This window comes from Paenibacillus macquariensis (assembly GCF_900156375.1).
GTDB classification, from domain to species: Bacteria; Bacillota; Bacilli; order Paenibacillales; family Paenibacillaceae; genus Paenibacillus_AQ; species Paenibacillus_AQ macquariensis.
In genome coordinates this window covers 1-20,118 of the sequence record NZ_FTNK01000027.1, presented here as the reverse complement: position 1 = coordinate 20,118, position 20,118 = coordinate 1, and the positions used below count along the sequence as shown (strand labels likewise).

The following is a 20,118-nucleotide window of genomic DNA, read 5'->3' as shown; positions in this document are numbered from 1 at the left end:
CCACGTCATATCGGAGTGAATTGATTACGTTTGTCTAAGACTTTCCTCAAATTCTTTTAACTCAATCACTCTATGTTCCTCTCGCGATTTCTCTACAGCAAATGCCATCAAGTGACTTTGAACCGAAGTCGAAGCTGTCGTAAGTCCTTGGCCTGAACTACCCTCTCTAACCAGCTTTACGAAATCCTTCATGAGGCCCATGTCTCCTCCTCCATGACCGGCAAGCCCATCAACTTCCTCAAATGTGATCCTCTCTACCTTGCTGCTGCCGAAATGGAGGATTTCAATCTCATTCTTCTCCATCGCACCGCGAATTTCTCCAGTCGTTCCCATTAATTTGATCGTTCGGCTAATATCTTTCGTAAATGCATTCATCGCAAAGCCTGCCATTACACCATTTTCAAACTCCAAATTCACGACCTGGTGATCGACAACATCGTTATCACAATGATATACGCATCTTCCATAAGGCCCTTCTTGGAGCGCCTTAAGACGGGACTCATAACTGCTATCATTGCTTATCGCTGATGTAGGCCAGTCTGTATTTTCTGTCAAATATTGCTTTGGTGCGTAATACAAGCATTCATCAGCAGCCGGACACCCATCCAGACAACGGAGCGGCGCTCCATCCGGTGCTTGTGCCGAAGTGAAATGGGACAACGATCCGAAAGAAGAGACACGTGTGCATGAAGATCCAGTCAGCCAATAAAGGATATCCATATCATGAGATGATTTGGACAGAATCATAGGGCTTGATTCATCTTTTCTGCGCCAATTTCCTCTGACATAACTATGAGCTTGATGCCAATGTCCTACATTTTCGTTATGCTGAATAGACATTAGTTTGCCAATTACATTGCTATCGAGAAGTCGTTTGATCGTGGAAAAGAAATCTGTATATCGCAGCACGTGACAAACTGAAAAAATCCGGTTGTACTGAGCCGCCAATTCTCCCATTTCCACGCATTCCTTAGGATCAGTTGACATCGGCTTTTCCAGCAGCACATGATATCCTGCCTTTAATGCCTTCATAACTGGTTCAAAATGCTGTTTATCCTGCGTACATATGAGAACAGCATCAGCGAGTTGAGGCTGGGCAAACAGATCATCCCAGTCGTAAAAGCACATCTCATCCGATAATCCGTGCCTTTCCTTAAAATTCTCTCTACGTTCGCCATTCGGTTCCGCCACAGCGACGACTTTTATCTCATGCGGATGCTGCAGTGCATACCGCAAATAGTTGACTCCCCGTAATCCTGCTCCAATTAATGCAACTGTAATTTTTTTCAAGGATAGCCCTCCCCCATCTGACTCTTTCACGATTTCACTCTTTTACGCTTCCGACCATCATGCCTTTGATAAAATATTTCTGAACAAACAGATAGATGGATAGAATATCATGATCGGTAATGCTCCCATGAAGATTTGAGCGGTCCGAAGTGTTTTCTCACTCAGATGCTGTTAAGGTCACATTCGTGGAGAGAAATACGACTGCCACCGGGTTGCCGGGCGCGAGTTCCGTTCGAATCATTATGCCGGTTTCATATGAAATACTTCCTCCATAGTCGCCCACCATTCTCCTTCCGAAACGGGAATCAACTGGTTCCTGCCACGGATCTGTTAGTTTCCACCACTCTTGCCTGTTCGGGTCAGCAGCCATGTTATGTTAGCCATATCTTTTCATTGTCTTCCCTCTCTGACAATCCTATCAATTATCGGACACGATACTTATCAAAAAACTGCGGAATCACCTCTGTTGAAGCACCCGGCATTTCTGGGAGGACATAGAATCCATTTTTCACCGTTGCGGGTTCAACGAATATATCGCGAATCCAAGGAATGTATTCTAACATAATCGCATTTTGTGTCGCACCAACAAGATGTTGGTGAATTTGCCCCATATCTCCGACATGTGGAACGACTGGCAAATCATAAGCTGCCGCTAGACCTGCTACTTGAAGCCATTCGGTAATTCCTCCAACACGCGTGCAGTCTACTTGCACATACTCTACTGCTCCAGCGTGAATATAATCGCGGAATGAATACTTATGGTATACATGCTCCCCTAGAGCAATCGGTACGTTTAATTCATCCGCTAATTTTTTATGTCCCATAATATCGTCTGGGTTCAGTGGCTCCTCCAACCAGAACAGATCGAACTCTTCCAGCTTTTTTCCCCAAGTCATGGCGGTGTTAATATTCCACTGTTGGTTGACGTCAATCATCAGGTTAATATCTTTACCTATGACTTCTCTTACCGCTTTCACACGATCATAGTCTTCTCTTGTGTTCGGCTTGCCGACTTTCATTTTCACGCCTGTAAAGCCTTCTTCAACATAAGAGCTAATGTCTTTAAGCAATCTCTCTTGTGACCAGTTCAACCAACCGCCATTTGTATTGTAAGCTTTAATTCCTTTGGATTTGTGCCCGCCAAGATACTGCCAAAGCGGCTTATTCGATGCTTTGGACATAATATCCCACAACGCGATGTCCACAGCTGCAAGCGCCATTTGCGTAATCCCCGCGCGCCCGATCCAATGCATTTTGCCAAAACGGAGCTCATCCCATATTTCCTTCACCATAAAAGGATCTTTCCCTAGAAGGACTGGCCCATAATAACCATCGATCGTATCTGTGATCATTTTATCTCCATATGCACATGTACCTGTATATCCATAGCCGACAAAACCTTCATCCGTAAAAATCCTCACACCCGGCAATCCCCAATGCGTAGGTGAATTGATGGCATCCGTAATCGGCGGGTTTAAGGGAACGTGCAGGATAAAACTTTCTACTTTTGTTATTTTCATATTCTTTCGCCCCTTTAATGTATTGTATATCGTGTATGATTATGTATGTTAAATAACTTTCATGTTCGTTACTGTCAACTACAAAAAAATGAGCTGGTTCAGTAGCCTAGCGATGCCCCACCATCGACCTGTAGCGCGACTCCGGTAATAAAAACGGATGAATCACTCGCCAAGTATAGGACTGCACTTGCAACCTCTTCCGTTGTAGCACATCTTCCCAATGGATGCATGTCTATCAGCGCTTGAATTGTTCCGGCCGGGTCAGGTTGCTGCCCAATCCAATCTTCTAATAACGGAGTCATGACACCCGCTTGACAGATGCAATTCACTCGCACGCCATCCTTCGCCTAATCTAACGCCAACGCTTTCGTCATCGTGATAATCGAATCGCGCCCTTCGTTGCCTAATAGATCGGATTTTTCCGCTGACCTACCAAGCCGTTTAAGGAAGCCATATTCACGATATTACCGCGATTTTTTCTAATTTCAGGTATACAGTACTTAATCATCAAATAGACACTTTTCAAATTAATATCTACGGAACCATAACTCGGGAGGGTCTGCTGCTCGAGATGTTTGACTTGCTGCTCTGATGAGACGTCTGTTTTCACCGCGTAAGCGCGGCCACTCGTCGACAGCAACCCATTAATTTCGTTAGCCGCGCGGTTGGCTTCCGTTTCGTTCCAGTCCACAATGATGACATTCGCGCCTTTTTCTTCTAATTGCATTCCCTATCCTCCCGTTTTCATGAAATGGATATTGGTCCTTTTTTGGGAATTTCTAATATGCATAGACATGGCTTCAGAGGCACCTTTAGCATCCCTTTGCATTAATTGCTGTAAAATGGAATGATGTTCTAACCATTCCACTTCTCTGTTATCTAAATCAAGGTTCAGATTAATATACGTTAAATATCTTTGGATCTGTTCAATGTAACCTCTAACTAAGCTTTGCAAGATGATATTATCGCAATACTCAAGAATGGTGCCATGAATGGAATCATTCATTTCTACTATCGTTTCCAGTCCATTTCCAGCACCTAATGGTTTATCCGAACGAAGGGAATTCAGATATTCACTTAAACTTGCTAGTTTCTCATCCGGTATTTTCAATGCCGCTTTCTCTACAACAAGGGGTTCAAGATGTAACCTGATTTCAAATAATTCGTTCAACTCTCGAAGGCTCATCTGGTTGACAAACATCCCTTTAAAGGGAACCATATGCAAATATCCTTCGGATTGTAATCTGGAAAGCGCTTCACGAATGGGAATATTGCTTACTTCTAAAGTTCGTGCTAACTGATCAATATTGATTTTTTCCCCTGATGGCAATTCATGCGATAAAATATCCCTTTTAACAATTTGATAAATTTCTTCCGTAATATTCATGCGGTTAATTTTACTTCTCATATGATCATCACCACTCACTCCTTATCGTGAATATATCATGTATGAAGGGATGTTTTCAAATTGTAAAAACGGCTTGCATTGTGGCCGAAAATATCGTCCATTTCGTCATTCGTTATTGTATTAGGCAAATTATGAAGCAAAATATCAACCACCAATGGAGATCGTTTACAACTACCACAGCACACTCTCTGGCAAAAAGCTTCGCAGAACTTTTACCATTCCAGATGCTGAACCCGTAATTAGTGCAATTTTTCCCGATAATCACATTTTAATAGATGCTCCCTTCGAATAATATATCGTGTATGATTAATGATATATGCTGTTCCGATGGTTGTCAATCTATGGAAATACTGCAACCTCATAGCCTATATTTGGATTCATTGATGGTTTTAAGCCATTAATGGGGCCACTTTTGTGTCGTTAGACATCTTGTGTGCATCGTAAGCGTTAGTTTTAGCAGTAAGAATGAAAAAAAGCCACCTGTTAAAGGTAGCTTTTTAATAGTTATGTATCTTAAACTGGACTTCTGTCAATAGACTGGACATAAAAAGAAAGACAATATTAAGCCGATAAGGACAAGAAATCTTCCATCTGCTGAGGAGTTTTATACCACCTTGGGGAGAGAATTCCGAAGGGGCTTGATCAGATCCATTGGACATCAAAAAATAACCTGGATAAAACTCCCATAAGACGTCAAGTGTAATTGTCTTGCCAGCCCCCCATACCAGTCCCGCAAATTAAGCAGTCCGTTCACAACATAGGGTTGCCCAGACGGCTTGAATAGCTCAAGCTAGATGAGGCGGCCAATGGTTATGAACGAAACAAATAATAAAAAACAATAAAAACAGGAGGCTTGTTCATATTTGAAGAAATGAAAAAGCTCAAGCGGGTATCTCTACTTAAGCTTTAACTGACTAGATAAAAAATCCAAGAACGACTATCAAGGACGTCACAATGATTGCTGATGTTGTCTTTTCATGCATCAACACAGGGCTCGATAGTCTGTATGTTGCAAATTAAAGAATAAATGCACGAGATATAATAACCAACAGAAAAAATAATACGAGGATTGCACCTGTATTATTAAACATGCCAGCACAACTACAGCTTCCTATTCCACCCAGTTCTCCCATCGCGATATTCCTCCCTTCGCCGTTCATTCTAAATTGTATGAATGAAAACGACTTGTGGATTCGACTCTTTTATAAAAAAAATCGGCGAATACCTTAAGAATATTGTCCTTGTCTACGGAAATGGATGCGGATAAGGATTAAGCTCCTGCCGAGTCAGCCTGTGATTTGCGTAACCTAGCTTCATCGGTACATCCAGTACCCTATTCAGGCCTGTGAGCCGGGTAAGATGATGTCCGAATGTCATGGGTAACATTCCCGGGATGAGCACCTTCACACAACGCAGTCCGTTGCGGAGTGTCTCACTTGATGACTGGTCAACTACAATGACATCCATCTGAAGACTGTGGAAAACTCGAAGAATGTGTTTTAAATCCTCTGTTAAATCTTCTTGCCACGGCAGTGAATGAAACTCTTCAGCAAAAGTACGGACTGGGTTCCGTTCGTCTAATAAGAAGTTAAGCCGTTCCTCTGCCTGTGGCAAGCTATAGAGCAAGGAGTGATCTTCCATTTCCTGCACAAGGAACGAGTCATCAAGCATAGCTTCGGCTTCTAGCCTTCGTTCCTTCGATCTCCTTTCAACCGTCGGGATCATGCCGGCCAGCTCATGGATGGCGCTCTTGGCCGCCCGAATCGGATCGAGATGAGCTCCAGCAGCACATATGAGGTTCACACTGTGTTCGGCCCCTCCTTTTGCCAGTGCCCATATGCTCGGAATTCCGTTTTCCATCGTGGTATTGTATAAGCTCACTTCATAACCAGTAACCGCTCTTAAACGTTGGATCATCAGGATCAGCTCCGAATCTCCCGATGAACTAATGTCAAGCCGCGGAACCTGTAGTCTTGCATACCAGGTCAATAGAAAGGAATCTCTCTCAACCACCTCGAAAATCCCGTACAAGATGGCCTCCTCTAAGCTTCCTCCTACCGCGCACCCGTTGGAGATTTCATATACAAAGCCCCCTACATCGACCATACTGTAATAAGCCAGCAGATTGGGAACTAGAATCGGACGTGCCTCTAAAAACGAATATCCCCAGACCCATTCCATTGGAGAATCAGGATCATATGGGATGAAGGGAAAATCAGGTTGTTCGAGTTGCTCTTCCGCATGAAACCCTACCGTAGACGGATCCAGCGCAGTAGCCTTAAGCTGAGAATAGCTGCCCTGTACGATCGTTCTTTTGCCACGTGGAGTTACGCCACAATAACGCTCCAGCCCTTCTAATATCCCCGCGAGCTCGCTATCCACATATGAGTGTGAATGCCCCCCCGTGATCTCATCGTAAAGGCCTAAAGGAAGATTTATAGCGGCACTGGCAAAGACTGAGGAAAGCCCCCACTTCTTATCATTAAAGATTCCGGTACGACTGTCCCAATAATCTCTGAGCAGAACCTTCTTCAAATCATTCATCGAACGGCTACGGTAGCTGTTGCTCAGTTTTAGGCACTTCTGTAGTGATATCTCCGCTATTTCCGCAGAATCATCACGCAATTCCCCGCAAACCGAGCAAGTCCCAATTGGTAGAACATGATGGATTGTACTGCTCAAATTACTCAAGTTGATCAAATAGAGATGTTCTTCCGTATTCGCTCTGTCACCCCGCAGCACCTTATCCGTTTCGGCTGAAATAATATGCGCCATGTAACTAGCTCCCGCTTGAGATATTGCAGCAGTATAAGAGGGAACATAATCATCAGACACGAGCTTCATAAGCATATCCTTGACTTCTTTAGTATTGCTCCCTGCCAAAGATAACCGTGTTTCTGCACATTGGAAGCATCCAGTCGTTCCCGGAATAATCAGCGGCCCTAAGATTCCTTCTCCCAAGGATACATATGCACGCAACCAAGGAATGCCACGCGGTCGCAGCATCTGTTCAGCTTCAAAATAATAGGAGGAGGCATCCTCTTCCTGCAGCACCAATACCAAGTCTACAGCGGGTATATCTTCACTGAAGTCCTTTCTTCGGACAATCACGAGCCCAGACAGACGCTTACACACAGTGTCGGCAAGCAAACCCTCCCCAATAATAGCGACAGTATTCAAAGGGATTCCTCCTCTCCGATAACTACTCCATGTGCTATAAACGGCCCTTTGCCCCACAAAGATTCGCTGGGCAGTTCAAACACCTCAAGACGCTTATGGCACTGCTTCAGAGTCTCAATGGCTGATAACAGCAAAGAGCTATAGCTGAGAGGATCGCCATCGGAAATTGTAATGTCTTGCACTTCATGATCCTTCCAAAGGACAGGAGAAACCGAAGTAGGCTCGGTCTTACTCAACGCCTTCTGCAGGGATTGGCGAAGTGCAAGTGTGAGACTAAGATCTACGCTGCCATACCACGAGGAATCCGAATATACCCACACTGTTGGAAAACCGAGCAACGGCTCACCTACTGCTATAAGAGATTTCCCCTCTAGGATGGTTAACGCTTGTAAATAATACAGGCAACGGACGTCTTCGATTTGCGGGCATGCTATACGCTGAACAACAGTCGGCTCATCAGACAAAATCCGCTTGCCTAACTCTTTAGTTAAACAAGCCCTCACCCCTCGCCCAACGGCTTCAGTTATATCGCACCCTACTCCAATGCTGATTCCTTCCTGCTGATATGGAGGTAAGCCAGCAAACAGCAGCGGGATTATGCGGGCCACACAGGCTTCTAGCCCTGCCAATCCCGACTCTCGCCGAGCCTCTACATGCGTTAGTCCACTTCTGACAATGGTTGGCAAAAGATGTACAGGTTCTTGTGACAAGGGGTCAGCAGGCTGAACAAGACACTGTGCCAGCGGAAGCTGGATTAAGTCCGCCTCTTCCCATGCATGAAAAATGCCTGATACCCTCGAAGTCAGTTGGTTGAACGCAGTAAACCATACCTCCGGGCTTACCTGCTCATGATTTGTTCTTAGGCTAAGCTCAATATTTTTTACCGGACGGGCCGCGTCATACCCGGATACTAAAGGATGAGATAGAATAGAATGCCAGCTTCCAGTTAACGTGACAGGGTCAAGTAAAAAGCATTGATTTCTATAGTCCAATTCATGTTCACCCGTAATCGCTTTATGCCATTCATGAACAATAAGATTCGATAAGATGCCAGCGGCCGCAGTGGAGAAGACCTCCGGCGTTTGTTCCTCGGGAAAGACGGACGAATGAATTCTCATCCATGCTGACTCCCAGAGTCCGTCCCCGTCAGAATGCAGTAGCGGGCCTGCCATTCCCATTCCTCTTATCGCGATGGCAGGGAGCATCTGTTTCCTTTCTGCTATACAAGCATGCTGAACACTCCGAAGCTCCTCTAATTCTCCATGCTCCGAAACATACAAAATAAATTGAAAAGGCCTAACGATCGCCCTCCAATCCAACTCCTCATCACCTGCTGCAGCAATAATTTTTAACGTGGTCTCGGTCTCACTGCCTAGAGTTTGTTCGCAAAGTTCCGTGAGTTTTCCCGTGTCTGTTGGTTCCTTGTTTGTTACATAAACCGTGAGTTTGGACAAACCGGATTCATACCACGATTCAGCAAGTGAGAGCAAGATTCGGCCGGAACCGACCGCAAGCGCACCTTCCTCCTGAAGAAACATCTTACACAACTCCTTCCCCAACTTTGTGAAGCTTAAATGAACTATTCAAGCTGGTCAAAGCCCTGATTCTCACAAACGACAAAATTCATATTAAAGATATGTCGCATGCTGTTTTTCTATGCCTTTCTCGTCAGACAATCGAATGCTTATAAGCTTTAATATGATTGTGGCGTCCCTCTACTGTTGCATTTATCCAGCGGCAACGGTGTAAATTGACAATTTCTTCTTTCCACATATATAATTTCCGTTTAATTCAATTAGCTCATCAGATCTGGGCGCTTACTCTTTTTTTGTAGCGCTCTAAGTCATCTTTATAGCCTAAACCGTTTCCGCTTTACTGATATAACGCCTCCATGATGGATAAATAACGAATAAGTCTACATTACTTGTAGACTTTTTTATTTTAGAACAGACTACGTACTAATCCACCATCTATTCTCAATGCAGAGCCATTAATAGCTGAGGAAAGTGGACTACTTAAGAACGTCACAAAATGTGCAATTTCTTCTGGGCGCATGAATCGTTCTATTATAGAAGTAGGACGGTTCTCTTTCATGAATCGCTTTTCGGCCTTATCCATTGTTAAGTTTTCGTTCGGATAAAGACTATTTAACATAGTCTCTACACCTTCGGTTAGAGTTGAGCCTGGCATATGTTTAAGGCAGTTAACATTCCGGTTCCAACAAGCAGTTGGACCATGGACGAATTTATGGAGATTGCGAAAAAATTAACCGTTGTGAAGGATGGAAAAACGACTCAATATGGAATCGGTCTCGAAGCGTGGTGGGGAACATGGAGTGTTTTTGCAGGCAACGAAGGCGGTGCTTGATTTAAGGACGGAAAAGCGAATTTTAGCGACCCAAAAGTAGTGAAGGGCTTAAAACGAATGTATAACCTGTTTGTTACCAATAATGCCGCTCCATCTCCTTCCGCCGTACAGCAGGCAGGCATGCGACAATCCCAGATGTTCGAAACAAGTAAAGTTGCTATGTATCCTTCGGGCAGATGGGTGGTACCCACCTACCGCCAGTCCGTAAGCTTCAACTGGACGGCAGAAGCTCCTCCCTCAGGAAACAATATTCCTTTTTTGGATGCTGTGACCTTCACAAAAAATGAATGAACTGCGTCTTATTTACTTTTGCCTTTTTACAGTAACTGCAGATTTAATTTTCATGGGAGCTTAATAAAAAAGAGCAGCTACGTAGCACCTGCTCTTCATTGTATGTTATTCAACTATCGTGTCCCGTTAGCTTAACAACCTATCATCAATAAATGCTTACATTGGAGAGATAATTCAAGAAGCTGTCCCAATTAAGAAAATGATAATCGCCGCTACTACATATATCGAAAAGACTATCAAATTGCTTTTGGCTCTTGTTTCAAACGTTCTTATTAATGAGAATAAGGACATTAAAAGAAAGAAAACAACAAAATTAATCTCAAAATCACCTTTAAATGAAAAATATAGATAGAAAATAACAAACAGTGCTGTGATGATTTCCAAAGTCAGAAAGATAAGATTACGTTTTTTAGCTGGTTTAATTATTATTGAAATTCCCTCCATTTCATCATTGCTATATTACCATAAATTGAATCATTTGTTATTTTAACCTGCCCGTTAGCTTAATCACAAACATAAAATACCCCGCCGGCCAATTAAGGTCAGCGGGGCATCTTACCGATGCTTTCGGATTGCATAACGATGCTTCCGTATATGTTACGACTAATATAATGCATTTGGGACAATCTGTTAATTACTACTATTTGCTGCGTATTAATTTAGATACAGAACGCTTTCGAGATTATAACAAGCAAAATGAACAATACTAATATCGCCCCCATACTGCCAAATCCACCAATACGACCGTAACCTTCGCCAATTCCACCAACAAGACCGTAGCCTTCGCCGATTCCTCCAACAACTTCACTCATAGTAGTTCCTCCTTTCACTTAGAATACACCTTACTATATGGATAAATATTAAATGGAGATTGGATTTATTGGCAAGGAAGATTCAGCCTTGGATCATGCCCTATGGTGATTTGTTGCTAAGGAAAAGTTTCCTTACCCAAATAAAAATACCCCACCGAGCAATTAGGCTAGTAGATATGACTTTCACTATTGGGAAATGTTTCATGTTAAAATATTTAATATGTGCTACTATGCAATTGAGGGGCATCTCCCCCTCATAATACCCATTCAGCTAAGCGTCTCCGCGTCCGGTTGAGTGGGTATTTGTTTAATTCTATGTGTTAACTTTCCACAATATAAAAGTTTATGATAGCACGTTAAATGACCCGTTTCGGTTCGTTCGAAAATATTTCTAACATAGATTTTTATAATCAAAGGAGGGCATCATGAGGAAAATATGGATATCCATTGTCGCAGTGCTCATAGGTAATGTTATTAGTAATTTGACTTACCGAAGACTTGACTTCTTCCAGTACAATACTGGAATTGATTTTTACGCGCTCGAAAATATTATAAAGAGCATTTCCAACTATGCTTTAACCGTGATGATCGCATTAAGTATTTACGGATTAATCAGCATTTTTGTTAAAAAACTAAAAGCGAAAAAAAAGGCTCTACCATGAATATACCGATAGAGCCTTTTGTATTAAAAAGGGTTGTCTATATTTTAGGGAATGAACCTTAAAGGGAGATTATATTGAGGTTAGAAGTAAATAAAATCCCCACTGACCAAAGTCAGCAGGGCATATTCCCAAGCGCTTGCGAATTTACTTATCCATTCTGTTTCGGTTGTCCTGAAGCTATCCGCAATTCATCAGCCAATCTACCAATCTCCTGTTTATCTGCTGCTGTCTTAGCTGCCGCCCCATGCTGGCTTGAGATACTTATCAATGATTGCATTTACGTCTTCAGGGTCCACTTTCACCTCATCCTTTTCAGGTTTAATTTGCTTGCCATACTTTGCCTTCAGATCAACAATTGTCCCATTAAATTCATTGAGATCAACTTGTCCCGCAATACCATTTACCTTACGTGTACCAATTGGCAATACCCCGCCTGCTACGCCATCGCTGTACTGCCAAAACTCCCAACACGACCAACCAGAACCGTTATCGGATGCAGTCGAAGCGTTGTAACGTGCAATCCACAGTGGGTAGTTATTTAGACCTGTGAAATTACCTATAAACGAATCTTCAAGGAATGCCTTTGCAATGGCTGAAATCAACGCTTTGCTCAAATTGTTTTTATTACTCTCATAATCCATGACAGGTGGAAGATCAAAAATGCTCACTCCCCCTGCTGCTTGGATTGACCTGAAAAATGCCTGTGCCGCCATCCTTGCCTTATCTACTGACGTTATTGAGTCATCAATATAGTGGTATGCTCCTACTAGTAATCCAGCTGCCTTTGCACCTTTGACGTTATCCAAGAACTTTTTATCAACACTATTCTGAGTAGCTTTAATAAACACGAATGATATTCCTGAAGTAACAACCTTTTTCCAATCAATAACACCTTGCCAATGTGATACATCAATCCCCTGCGCGTTTCCCTTACTCCGATTTTGCATTATTGATTACCATCCTTCTGTTTTAAAACTGCTATAATCTCTTTTATCTTATTTGGCAATGGTAGTCCAAGCCGCCCGTAATTCTCAGTAACTGATATAAGTTCATTCGTTAAATAAAAATAAATTGAACCATCCATAATGACATCCGTCGCGGATAGCACATCTAAACGGTGTGCCAATATCAAAACAAGGACCATGAGCCCCTTTTTAGCTAACCCCCAAAAGCCAACTTTACTACTGAGTCCGTTACCCTCTTTCAATGATGCAGCTATCCCCGTTAAATAATCAATTACAATAGCAATAGAAAAAATGAAATCAATTCAGACCAACCGCCTAATAGGTAGGTTCCTGCTGACCCTAATAGAGCGATTCCCCACTTTAACGTTATATCCAACCTTTCCATGCTACATCTCCCCCAATCTCAGTTATAAAAATAGCCCCTGGATCTGCTCCAAGGGCAAAATAAAAACACCCTTCAAGGTGCTGTTGGTGTTGCGTATAATCGTCCAGATGCGACAGAAAAGAATCACCAATTGATCTGTTGACTGTCTCTGGAATCCTTATTCAACTAATGTGTCCCGTTAGCTTAATGCCATTTCTTCACTATGTCCGCCCAATTAGGGGGAGATGCGGACCGACATACGGGATTACCGTAACGACCACATCAATATGCGATTCAGAGTATTTGAACTCCAGTGATGAATGGAGCAAGTGTTGGTGGATAGGATAGCTTTAAGCTCCCAAACCATAACAAAGTAGTTCGTTTTTGCCCATAGGGGACCAGCACTATTGATCATTTGATAAGCCAAAATAGTACTTTCCCCATAAGATCACTTTTTCATAATCAGTTGGATTCTAAAACTGTACTTCGCTCGAGTGAACAATTGTACAAGAATGCTATTGCGATGATGTTGTAAATATTTAACTATCCTGTCTGTTAGTTTAAATGATACCGAAACAAGCCCAACTTTTCTAAAGCTGTCACTTCATCTTTCATTAGACAAATATCTAATCGGTTATGATTACATGTTCTTGTCCCTCGAGATTTAAACTTACCCGCTGCACAAAATAAGAACTCTCCTGAAATTCACTCTGGCGCTTTAGCAGAAGAAAGTGTATTATAGGTACCTGTCAGTTCATTTTTTTATATCAGCCAGAGAATTTTCAAAACTTTACAAAAGGGGTTTATCATCATGACCAGACATAAATTAGGCTTCTGGATCCTGACCGCCCTCGTGGTCGGTAACATGGTTGGTTCCGGAATCTTCATGCTGCCTCGATCTCTGTCGGAAGCGGCGAGTCCTGCCGGGGTTATTCTGGCCTGGTCCTCTACAGGACTAGGTGTACTTATGCTGGCGCTTGTCTTCGGCAGTCTGGCTGTCCGCAAGCCTGAGCTCAGCGGCGGCCCGCAAATCTATGCGAAGGAGCTGTTTCGTGAAGGTTCGCACGGCTCTCTCATGGCCGGCTTTATGTCTACCTGGGGATACTGGCTCGGCAATATCGCCGGTTTTGTGGCGGTTATCACTACGTTCGCGAGCTACCTGTCTACCTTCTTCCCGGTGCTTACTAGTAACAAGGTATGGCTGACCTTCGGGAGCTTCACATTAAAAGCGGGCAATGCCCTGACGTTCCTCGTCTGCTCGGTACTGCTATGGGGAACGCATGCCATCTGCCTAAAAGGCATGAATAGCGCGGGGCGATTGAATTTTTTCGCTACGGTGACCAAGGTCATCGGCTTTGCGCTCTTCATCGTGATTGCCCTCTTTGCGTTCCAACAGAGCAATATCGGGCCATTCCTGGCTCCGCGCACCAATGACAGCGGGCAGACGCTTGGCCTGCTCTCCCAGGTTAACGCGGCCGCGATTGCAACGTTGTGGGCTTTCATCGGCGTGGAATCCGCAATGGTCTTCGCCGCACGCGCCCACCGCAAGCAGGATATCCGCCGCGCGACCATCGCAGGGCTGCTGATATCCTTCGTGCTGTATGTCGGCATCAGCATCCTGACTATGGGTCTGCTGACACAGGACCAACTGATGGCTTCCCAGAACCCCTTGGTGGACGGCATTTCCACTGTGCTAGGACCCATCGGCGGCAAGCTGCTCGCAGGCCTCGGACTGATCAGTCTGCTCGGCTCCACGATCGGCTGGGTGCTGCTTAGTGCCGAGGTGCCGTTCCAGGCGGCCAAGCAGGGTGTGTTCCTGCCGTTCTTTTCCAAGGAGAATAGTAAGGGCATGCCGACGGTATCACTCTGGATCTCCGTCGCACTCGGCCAGATTTTGCTGCTGTCCACGATCTCGGGTTCCATCTCGGCGGCGTTTGATTTTATTATCTATATCGCTACGCTCGCCTATCTGGTGCCTTATCTGATAGCATCACTCTACCACCTCAAGCTGACCTGGACCGGCGAAACCTACTCGCTGCAGAAGGAGCGGATGACCGAGGGGATCATTGCGGCTTTGGCCGCCATCTACTCGCTATGGGTCATCGTGGTGGGCACCGCGGATCTCAAGACGTTCCTGCTTGGACTCGCGCTGATTGTCAGCGGCATCCTATTCTATCCGCTTCTGCTGCGGTATCAGAAAGTCCAAACAAAATAATGTAAGGTCAGGCAGCGTTGAATTTAGGAAAGGCGTCCATCATAAGATGGGCGCCTTTCCGCCAGACGCGCAGCGCCGTTTGGTCCATGAGAAATCTAAGACGGTTATGAATATAAGTTCTTGCATCAAGTATTGGACAAGAACTTATATTCATAAAATAAAGATTTCCCCTACCAAGCACAGTCAGTTGAGATATCAATACATCATCATCCGGTAAAAGGATTTACCTTCTGCAATTTACGCCTATACTCTTCGTCCCGTCCCAATGACCCCAAAGGTATCCCTCTCCCTCCACAGTTGAGTTGAATCCTTAAGCCTCTTTAATTTCTTCATAGTTATCACCTATCCTAAATAAAATGAACATTAAAAAGGCCGTTCCAGGTTTGTCTTTATGATAACGGTAATCCCACTGGGGCCATAATTAGTTACGAGCGACCATCGAATGAATTGTGTCGTGCAGTGTATTTTAAGGAACAGTCAGAATCAAACACCATAAAAAAGCAATATCTTCTGAAGTCGAAAATCATGTAATCAAACTAATTCAGATTGAGCCAGTGCTGCTGCACATCTACTTTCTGGTATAAATTGAATCTGTTCTTAATGATTTCGGCAACTTCACAAGCAGTTAATTTCGTGTTGTTGATTCTGATGTAATTCTCTCTTTTAATTTCTCCCTCGTACGAGTTCAATCGATGTTGCTCCATTGTCAATTTTAGATCCTGTTCAGAGCTAGCGATATCACTCTTTGTTGGTTTATGTTCAAGTCTATGAGGAGTTTTGTTACGCTCAATTCTCTCCTCAAGGTCGGCTTCAAGCTCAACAAAATAAACTACTCCATCTTTGTCTTCAAATATTTTACAAACTTTATCGACATGGTCCCTATCACTCTGCAAATCGAATCCCCATACATAAGTGAATATAATTCCGTACATATCACTTCCGGCGGCGACTTCAAAAATGTCTTGACGAAATTTATACGCTAATCTCCATATTTCATGATATCGCCCCTTCGAAGATATTTCAATAATATCAAGTTTGAAATCAATAAGGGTGGTTATAATACTTTTCTGCCCGTTAGTTGAACAAAGGGCTACCTCTCGGCAGCCCTTTCATTATTGAATTATAGGGTACGTTAGCTCAATAAAACAGCGACAATCTAGGACTTTATTTTCTCGTCCACGGCTTCCACTGTTTTTATAGTTGAGGCCAGTCTAATACTTTTTTACTAGATCTGACGATTTTGAGATTCCATACTTTTCAGATAGTCTCTCTTTCAGAGATCTTCAAAAAAATCTAATTCTCATTATTTTCTCATGTGAAGCTTATACAATAACAAGTATGGGGAAGACAAATGGATAAAAAATCAATATTCTTCTGATGTAGTCCCGGCCACCCTACCTACTCTTACTGTCGCAACAGAGCATGTGAAACAGTTCTCCGAGCAAACTCGGTGGCTGATTCGAGTAGTTATGAAACGGAACGTTATTGGAAATTGTGAAGCGTATAAAAAAATCTTTAAAAGGAGATAGCAAAATGGAAACGATCAAAACAAATGAAACTACAAGCATGTTAAGTAAAGTTCCCGAGGTAACCCTTTATTTCTGGATTATAAAAATCTTATGTACCACAGTCGGTGAGACTGCAGCTGATTTTCTGAACGTCAATCTCGGTTTTGGTCTGACTGGTACCTCCATTGTAATTGGAGCCTTGTTGCTAGTTGCGATGTTCCTTCAATTTAAGGCGAAGAAATATATACCGAGCTTTTATTGGTTGACAGTATTCTTGATAAGTATCTTTGGAACACTTGTTACAGACAATCTGACAGACAACATGGGTATCCCTCTTGAAGTGAGCGCTATAGTTTTCAGTGTGTTCTTGGTGTTGACCTTTGCCTTATGGTACGCCAAGGAGAAAACGCTCTCTATCCATTCAATATTCACTAAACGTAGGGAAGCCTTTTATTGGCTAACAATCCTTTTCACATTTGCACTTGGTACGGCGTCTGGCGACCTAATGGCAGAGAGCCTTGGTCTCGGTTACCTAGCTACAGGTGTCATAGTTTGTGCGGTAATTGCCTCCGTGACAGTCGCTTGGCGATTGGGGCTTGATTCTGTATTAGCATTTTGGATTGCCTATATCATGACGCGTCCTTTGGGTGCTTCGTTGGGGGACCTCCTTTCACAACCGCAAGATAACGGCGGGTTGGGATTAGGTGCAACTGTAACAAGCGCAATATTCATTTTAGCGATTATGTTGATAGTAATTTTCCTTTCTGTCACCAAGCGGGATTTGATCGCCACATCAAGAAAGGCAGTAACTGATACAAAACAAAATTCCGTTTTCTGGCAAACTGCGGTGGTTATATGTGTACTGGTGCTTGCGGCCGGAACTGGCTATTTTTGGCGTCATGCTACGCTACAAGATGCCTTACCACAGGGGGATTCGTCTGGATCCGTCACGCAAGCCTTCCCGCAGGGTGATATATCTAATTTCCGAAAAATTACGGAAGATACACTAAGTTTAGTGCAAGCAGGGAATTTGTCCGCCGCAAAGTCACACGTTAGTGATTTGGAGACCGCTTGGGATACCGCTCAGGCTCGACTCAAACCAATAAACAAGACGAAGTGGACAGAAATTGACAATTCCATAGATAAGGTATTGAGACAACTACGCGCTGCACATCAAGACGCTGAAGCGTGTAAAACGGCGCTGGAATCCCTCCTAACCGCACTTAGCTAAATTCACTCGATGCTGAAAAAGCTGATTTTGTACTAACTGTGCGGAAAGATAATTCAGAATACGTAGCCAATGGACTTCGTGCCGCGGAATCAACTGCAGCCCGGCGACTTGATATTCTTTTATTCCCCGATTCACCTCGTAGGTAACGGTAGTGCTGGCGTTACCTACGAGGATATGAATCACGGATGGTGGAGTAACCATTATGCTTCGGAACCCCGTGTACTTTGAATAATAAAATAAACGTCACACCTTTATAGGTGGCGGTTTTGTTTTGCTTCGATGTGTAAAAATGGTTTTTGTTTAGACGTCTATCGTTATCGTTGCTCTTAACACTTTTTCTTCTCTTTCATTTTTTTTATCTAGACATGGTAGCGTTCATGAAGAATATGCGAATTAAGCGTTGATTTTAGACTTTAAGTGGATTAATTCATAGATAAAAAAGGATGTGTAATATGCTTCAACACTTATTGGATAGCATTATAACATTGGGTTATTTCGGAATCATATTGAGTCTAGCCATAGAAGTTATCCCAAGTGAGATTGTTCTTGCTTATGCGGGATTCATGGTACTTAATGGACATCTTGGTTTTTGGGGGGCTGTTGTTGCAGGTTCGATTGGAGGAGTTATGGCACAGTGTATCATTTATGCACTAGGATACTATGGCGGCAGACCTTTCTTATTAAGGTATGGAAAATTTATTTTAATCAAACAAAAACATATTGAACTGGCAGATCGTTGGTTTGAACGATATGGTACACCTGTTGTATTCTTTGCACGCTTTATCCCTGTTGTGCGCCATGCAATATCTATACCTGCCGGAATAACGAAGATGAATATATGGAAATTTAGTTTATACACTTTGGCAGCCAGTATACCGTGGTCTATTATATTTATCAGTATTGGCATGAAGATGGGAGAAAATTGGAAAAATGTGAAAACCCAGTCTCACACAATGTGGTTTGTGTTATTTGCAATTGTTGGTCTTGTGATCGCGTATGGCGCTCTTAAAATGATCCAAAAGAAAAAAGCAATAACTAATGTGGAGAACGTCTCTCAATAATAAGGACTGACGAATGGTTTCATTCGACACGTTCTTTCCATAGCATGTATATGACTTCCATTCCCGCGACTGTTTTCTCGGAGTTTTACAGAACTTTATTGCAAACGACTAAATTTATTTGAACTCAAAGAGTAAGGCACCCCGAAAAATGGCGGTGCTTTTTCTGATTTTATTTATGCTAACAACGGAAGTACTCAATTGATTTTGAAATCTCAACTGAATCACCCTAATCTCGATGTTTGAACTATAGTGTCCCGTTAGTTCAATCACACCGCACTGTGTTTACCATATAGGTTTTCTGCTTACAACTATTTGAGTCCTCGTACAAAAGCGTTCACATTGCCTAAGCAACAAGCACCTTGAGGGTTGTTTACCTCACACCCACAACGACCAGCTTGAACATGAGCTTTGATGTGATCTGCAGGTTTTAGGTCAGTGTCAATGACTTGAAGAAGTCGCTCTCTCGTCCAATCAAAGCAGTAACACACAGGCACATCTGCCCTCTGATTTTTTTGATACACTGGTACCTTTAGGTCATTCTCCACAAACGATTGCGAATGGTTCCCGTTGAAGTAGACGATAGAGCAAGAAGGATTAGAACAAAAAACGTAAGTGTTATCTGGCTCAATGATTTCTAATGCCGACGCTTTTAGCAGGGACTTAAGCGTTATGAGTTGCACATTTTTACCTTTTTCACCACATGTAGGGCACTCCGTTTTTACAACTTCTGTACTATTAGATGGTGCACAACAATCCATTTGAAGTCACTCCTTAGTAGACGAACTAATTAATTCTCACTCCCTCAGATAATTATCTCACTAATTTGTAAAATAATAAATCATCATTCCGCTAAACTGCCCATTAGTTGAACAAAGGGTGATTTTGCCAATAAAATACCTATTATTCTAAAAATAGTCTTTATTCTAGCTAAATCAGGCTATTAGTCTAGCCCTAAAATATACTACTCGCGTACAATGAACCATCTCTATAGGGAGGTGTCCGATATTGAGTTGTTCACGTAAAAAAAAACGTTGTAAAAAGAGAATCCTATTTGCTTGTCCTCCGAAAGGAATAAGAAAGAAACGCTGTATTAAAGTTATTAAAAAAGTAGTATGCGTATCATGTCCCCCACCTGAAGTGAATGTTACTACTCCGACGGTTGTTGGTCCTCGCGGACCACAAGGGTATCAAGGGTCTCAAGGTTTTCCTGGCGCAACCGGTGGAACTGGTGCAACCGGTGGAAC

The 20,118-nt window shown here is 43.0% G+C and carries 17 protein-coding genes and 4 pseudogenes; 6 read left to right on the top strand and 15 right to left on the bottom strand.

All coding sequences use genetic code 11. The features are described 5' to 3' along the window. Positions 1-24: 24 nt before the first annotated feature. The 10 genes and pseudogenes from BW961_RS26760 to BW961_RS26720 all read right to left on the bottom strand — a co-directional run. Positions 25-1,290, bottom strand: a complete 1,266-nt coding sequence (locus BW961_RS26760) for a Gfo/Idh/MocA family protein (RefSeq protein WP_068592718.1) — start codon at positions 1,288-1,290, stop codon at positions 25-27. A 34-nt stretch (positions 1,291-1,324) separates the two neighbouring features. After that, positions 1,325-1,461, bottom strand: a pseudogene (locus tag BW961_RS32025) (carbohydrate ABC transporter permease); the annotation flags it as partial. A gap of 251 nt (positions 1,462-1,712) precedes the next feature. Further along, on the bottom strand, positions 1,713-2,810 hold the full coding sequence (locus BW961_RS26750) for a mandelate racemase/muconate lactonizing enzyme family protein (RefSeq protein ID WP_068592714.1): 1,098 nt from the start codon (positions 2,808-2,810) through the stop codon (positions 1,713-1,715). Between the two features lie 98 nt (positions 2,811-2,908). Continuing rightward, complete coding sequence (locus BW961_RS26745; protein WP_068592712.1) at positions 2,909-3,139, bottom strand: SDR family oxidoreductase; 231 nt, start codon at positions 3,137-3,139, stop codon at positions 2,909-2,911. A 74-nt stretch (positions 3,140-3,213) separates the two neighbouring features. After that, positions 3,214-3,537, bottom strand: coding sequence for an SDR family NAD(P)-dependent oxidoreductase (locus BW961_RS26740; RefSeq protein ID WP_068592710.1), 324 nt, complete (start codon positions 3,535-3,537; stop codon positions 3,214-3,216). Positions 3,538-3,540: 3 nt separating this feature from the next. Next, on the bottom strand, positions 3,541-4,218 hold the full coding sequence (locus tag BW961_RS26735; protein WP_068592708.1) for a GntR family transcriptional regulator: 678 nt from the start codon (positions 4,216-4,218) through the stop codon (positions 3,541-3,543). A gap of 1,016 nt (positions 4,219-5,234) precedes the next feature. Continuing rightward, entirely contained in the window at positions 5,235-5,351 is a 117-nt protein-coding gene (locus tag BW961_RS30960; protein WP_211269792.1) for a YjcZ family sporulation protein, read from the bottom strand. A 112-nt stretch (positions 5,352-5,463) separates the two neighbouring features. Continuing rightward, positions 5,464-7,398 (bottom strand): TOMM precursor leader peptide-binding protein, encoded by a 1,935-nt coding sequence (locus BW961_RS26730; protein WP_068592707.1) that lies wholly within the window; start codon positions 7,396-7,398, stop codon positions 5,464-5,466. Further along, a complete protein-coding gene (locus tag BW961_RS26725; protein WP_068592705.1) occupies positions 7,395-8,936 on the bottom strand; it encodes a hypothetical protein in 1,542 nt (513 codons plus the stop codon). Before BW961_RS26725 ends, BW961_RS26730 begins: the two co-directional genes overlap by 4 nt. Before the next feature lie 403 nt (positions 8,937-9,339). Then, positions 9,340-9,626 (bottom strand): annotated as a pseudogene (locus BW961_RS26720) (SDR family oxidoreductase); the annotation flags it as partial. Positions 9,627-9,885: 259 nt separating this feature from the next. Here BW961_RS26720 and BW961_RS30750 point away from each other — a divergent pair. Further along, on the top strand, positions 9,886-10,056 hold the full coding sequence (locus BW961_RS30750) for a hypothetical protein (RefSeq protein ID WP_156510184.1): 171 nt from the start codon (positions 9,886-9,888) through the stop codon (positions 10,054-10,056). Between the two features lie 659 nt (positions 10,057-10,715). On the opposite strand, the gene BW961_RS30745 is transcribed toward BW961_RS30750, so the two are convergent. Continuing rightward, positions 10,716-10,868, bottom strand: a complete 153-nt coding sequence (locus BW961_RS30745) for a hypothetical protein (RefSeq protein WP_169810379.1) — start codon at positions 10,866-10,868, stop codon at positions 10,716-10,718. A 425-nt stretch (positions 10,869-11,293) separates the two neighbouring features. On the opposite strand from BW961_RS30745, the gene BW961_RS26710 reads away from it, so the two are divergent. Continuing rightward, on the top strand, positions 11,294-11,530 hold the full coding sequence (locus tag BW961_RS26710; RefSeq protein ID WP_068592702.1) for a hypothetical protein: 237 nt from the start codon (positions 11,294-11,296) through the stop codon (positions 11,528-11,530). 230 nt (positions 11,531-11,760) lie between these two features. Here BW961_RS26710 and BW961_RS26705 read toward each other — a convergent pair whose 3' ends face one another. Continuing rightward, a complete protein-coding gene (locus BW961_RS26705; RefSeq protein ID WP_068592701.1) occupies positions 11,761-12,477 on the bottom strand; it encodes a glycoside hydrolase family 25 protein in 717 nt (238 codons plus the stop codon). Further along, positions 12,477-12,737, bottom strand: coding sequence for a phage holin family protein (locus BW961_RS32020; RefSeq protein ID WP_394327661.1), 261 nt, complete (start codon positions 12,735-12,737; stop codon positions 12,477-12,479). Before BW961_RS32020 ends, BW961_RS26705 begins: the two co-directional genes overlap by 1 nt. A 933-nt stretch (positions 12,738-13,670) precedes the next feature. On the opposite strand from BW961_RS32020, the gene BW961_RS26695 reads away from it, so the two are divergent. Next, positions 13,671-15,074 (top strand): amino acid permease, encoded by a 1,404-nt coding sequence (locus tag BW961_RS26695; RefSeq protein ID WP_068592699.1) that lies wholly within the window; start codon positions 13,671-13,673, stop codon positions 15,072-15,074. 536 nt (positions 15,075-15,610) lie between these two features. Here BW961_RS26695 and BW961_RS26690 read toward each other — a convergent pair. After that, positions 15,611-16,120, bottom strand: a pseudogene (locus tag BW961_RS26690) (hypothetical protein); the annotation flags it as partial. Positions 16,121-16,607: 487 nt separating this feature from the next. Between BW961_RS26690 and BW961_RS26685 the strand changes: the two are divergent. After that, positions 16,608-17,813 (top strand): COG4705 family protein, encoded by a 1,206-nt coding sequence (locus tag BW961_RS26685; RefSeq protein WP_068592695.1) that lies wholly within the window; start codon positions 16,608-16,610, stop codon positions 17,811-17,813. Between the two features lie 443 nt (positions 17,814-18,256). Next, on the top strand, positions 18,257-18,874 hold the full coding sequence (gene uptA / locus BW961_RS26680; protein ID WP_068592693.1) for an undecaprenyl phosphate transporter UptA: 618 nt from the start codon (positions 18,257-18,259) through the stop codon (positions 18,872-18,874). Positions 18,875-19,182: 308 nt separating this feature from the next. Here the strand turns inward: uptA and BW961_RS26675 are convergent, their stop codons facing one another. Then, positions 19,183-19,632: a putative iron-sulfur cluster-binding metallochaperone gene (locus BW961_RS26675; RefSeq protein WP_068592692.1), complete on the bottom strand. Its 450-nt coding sequence runs from the start codon at positions 19,630-19,632 to the stop codon at positions 19,183-19,185. Between the two features lie 247 nt (positions 19,633-19,879). Here BW961_RS26675 and BW961_RS30955 point away from each other — a divergent pair. Further along, a pseudogene (locus tag BW961_RS30955) lies at positions 19,880-20,118 on the top strand (collagen-like protein); the annotation flags it as partial.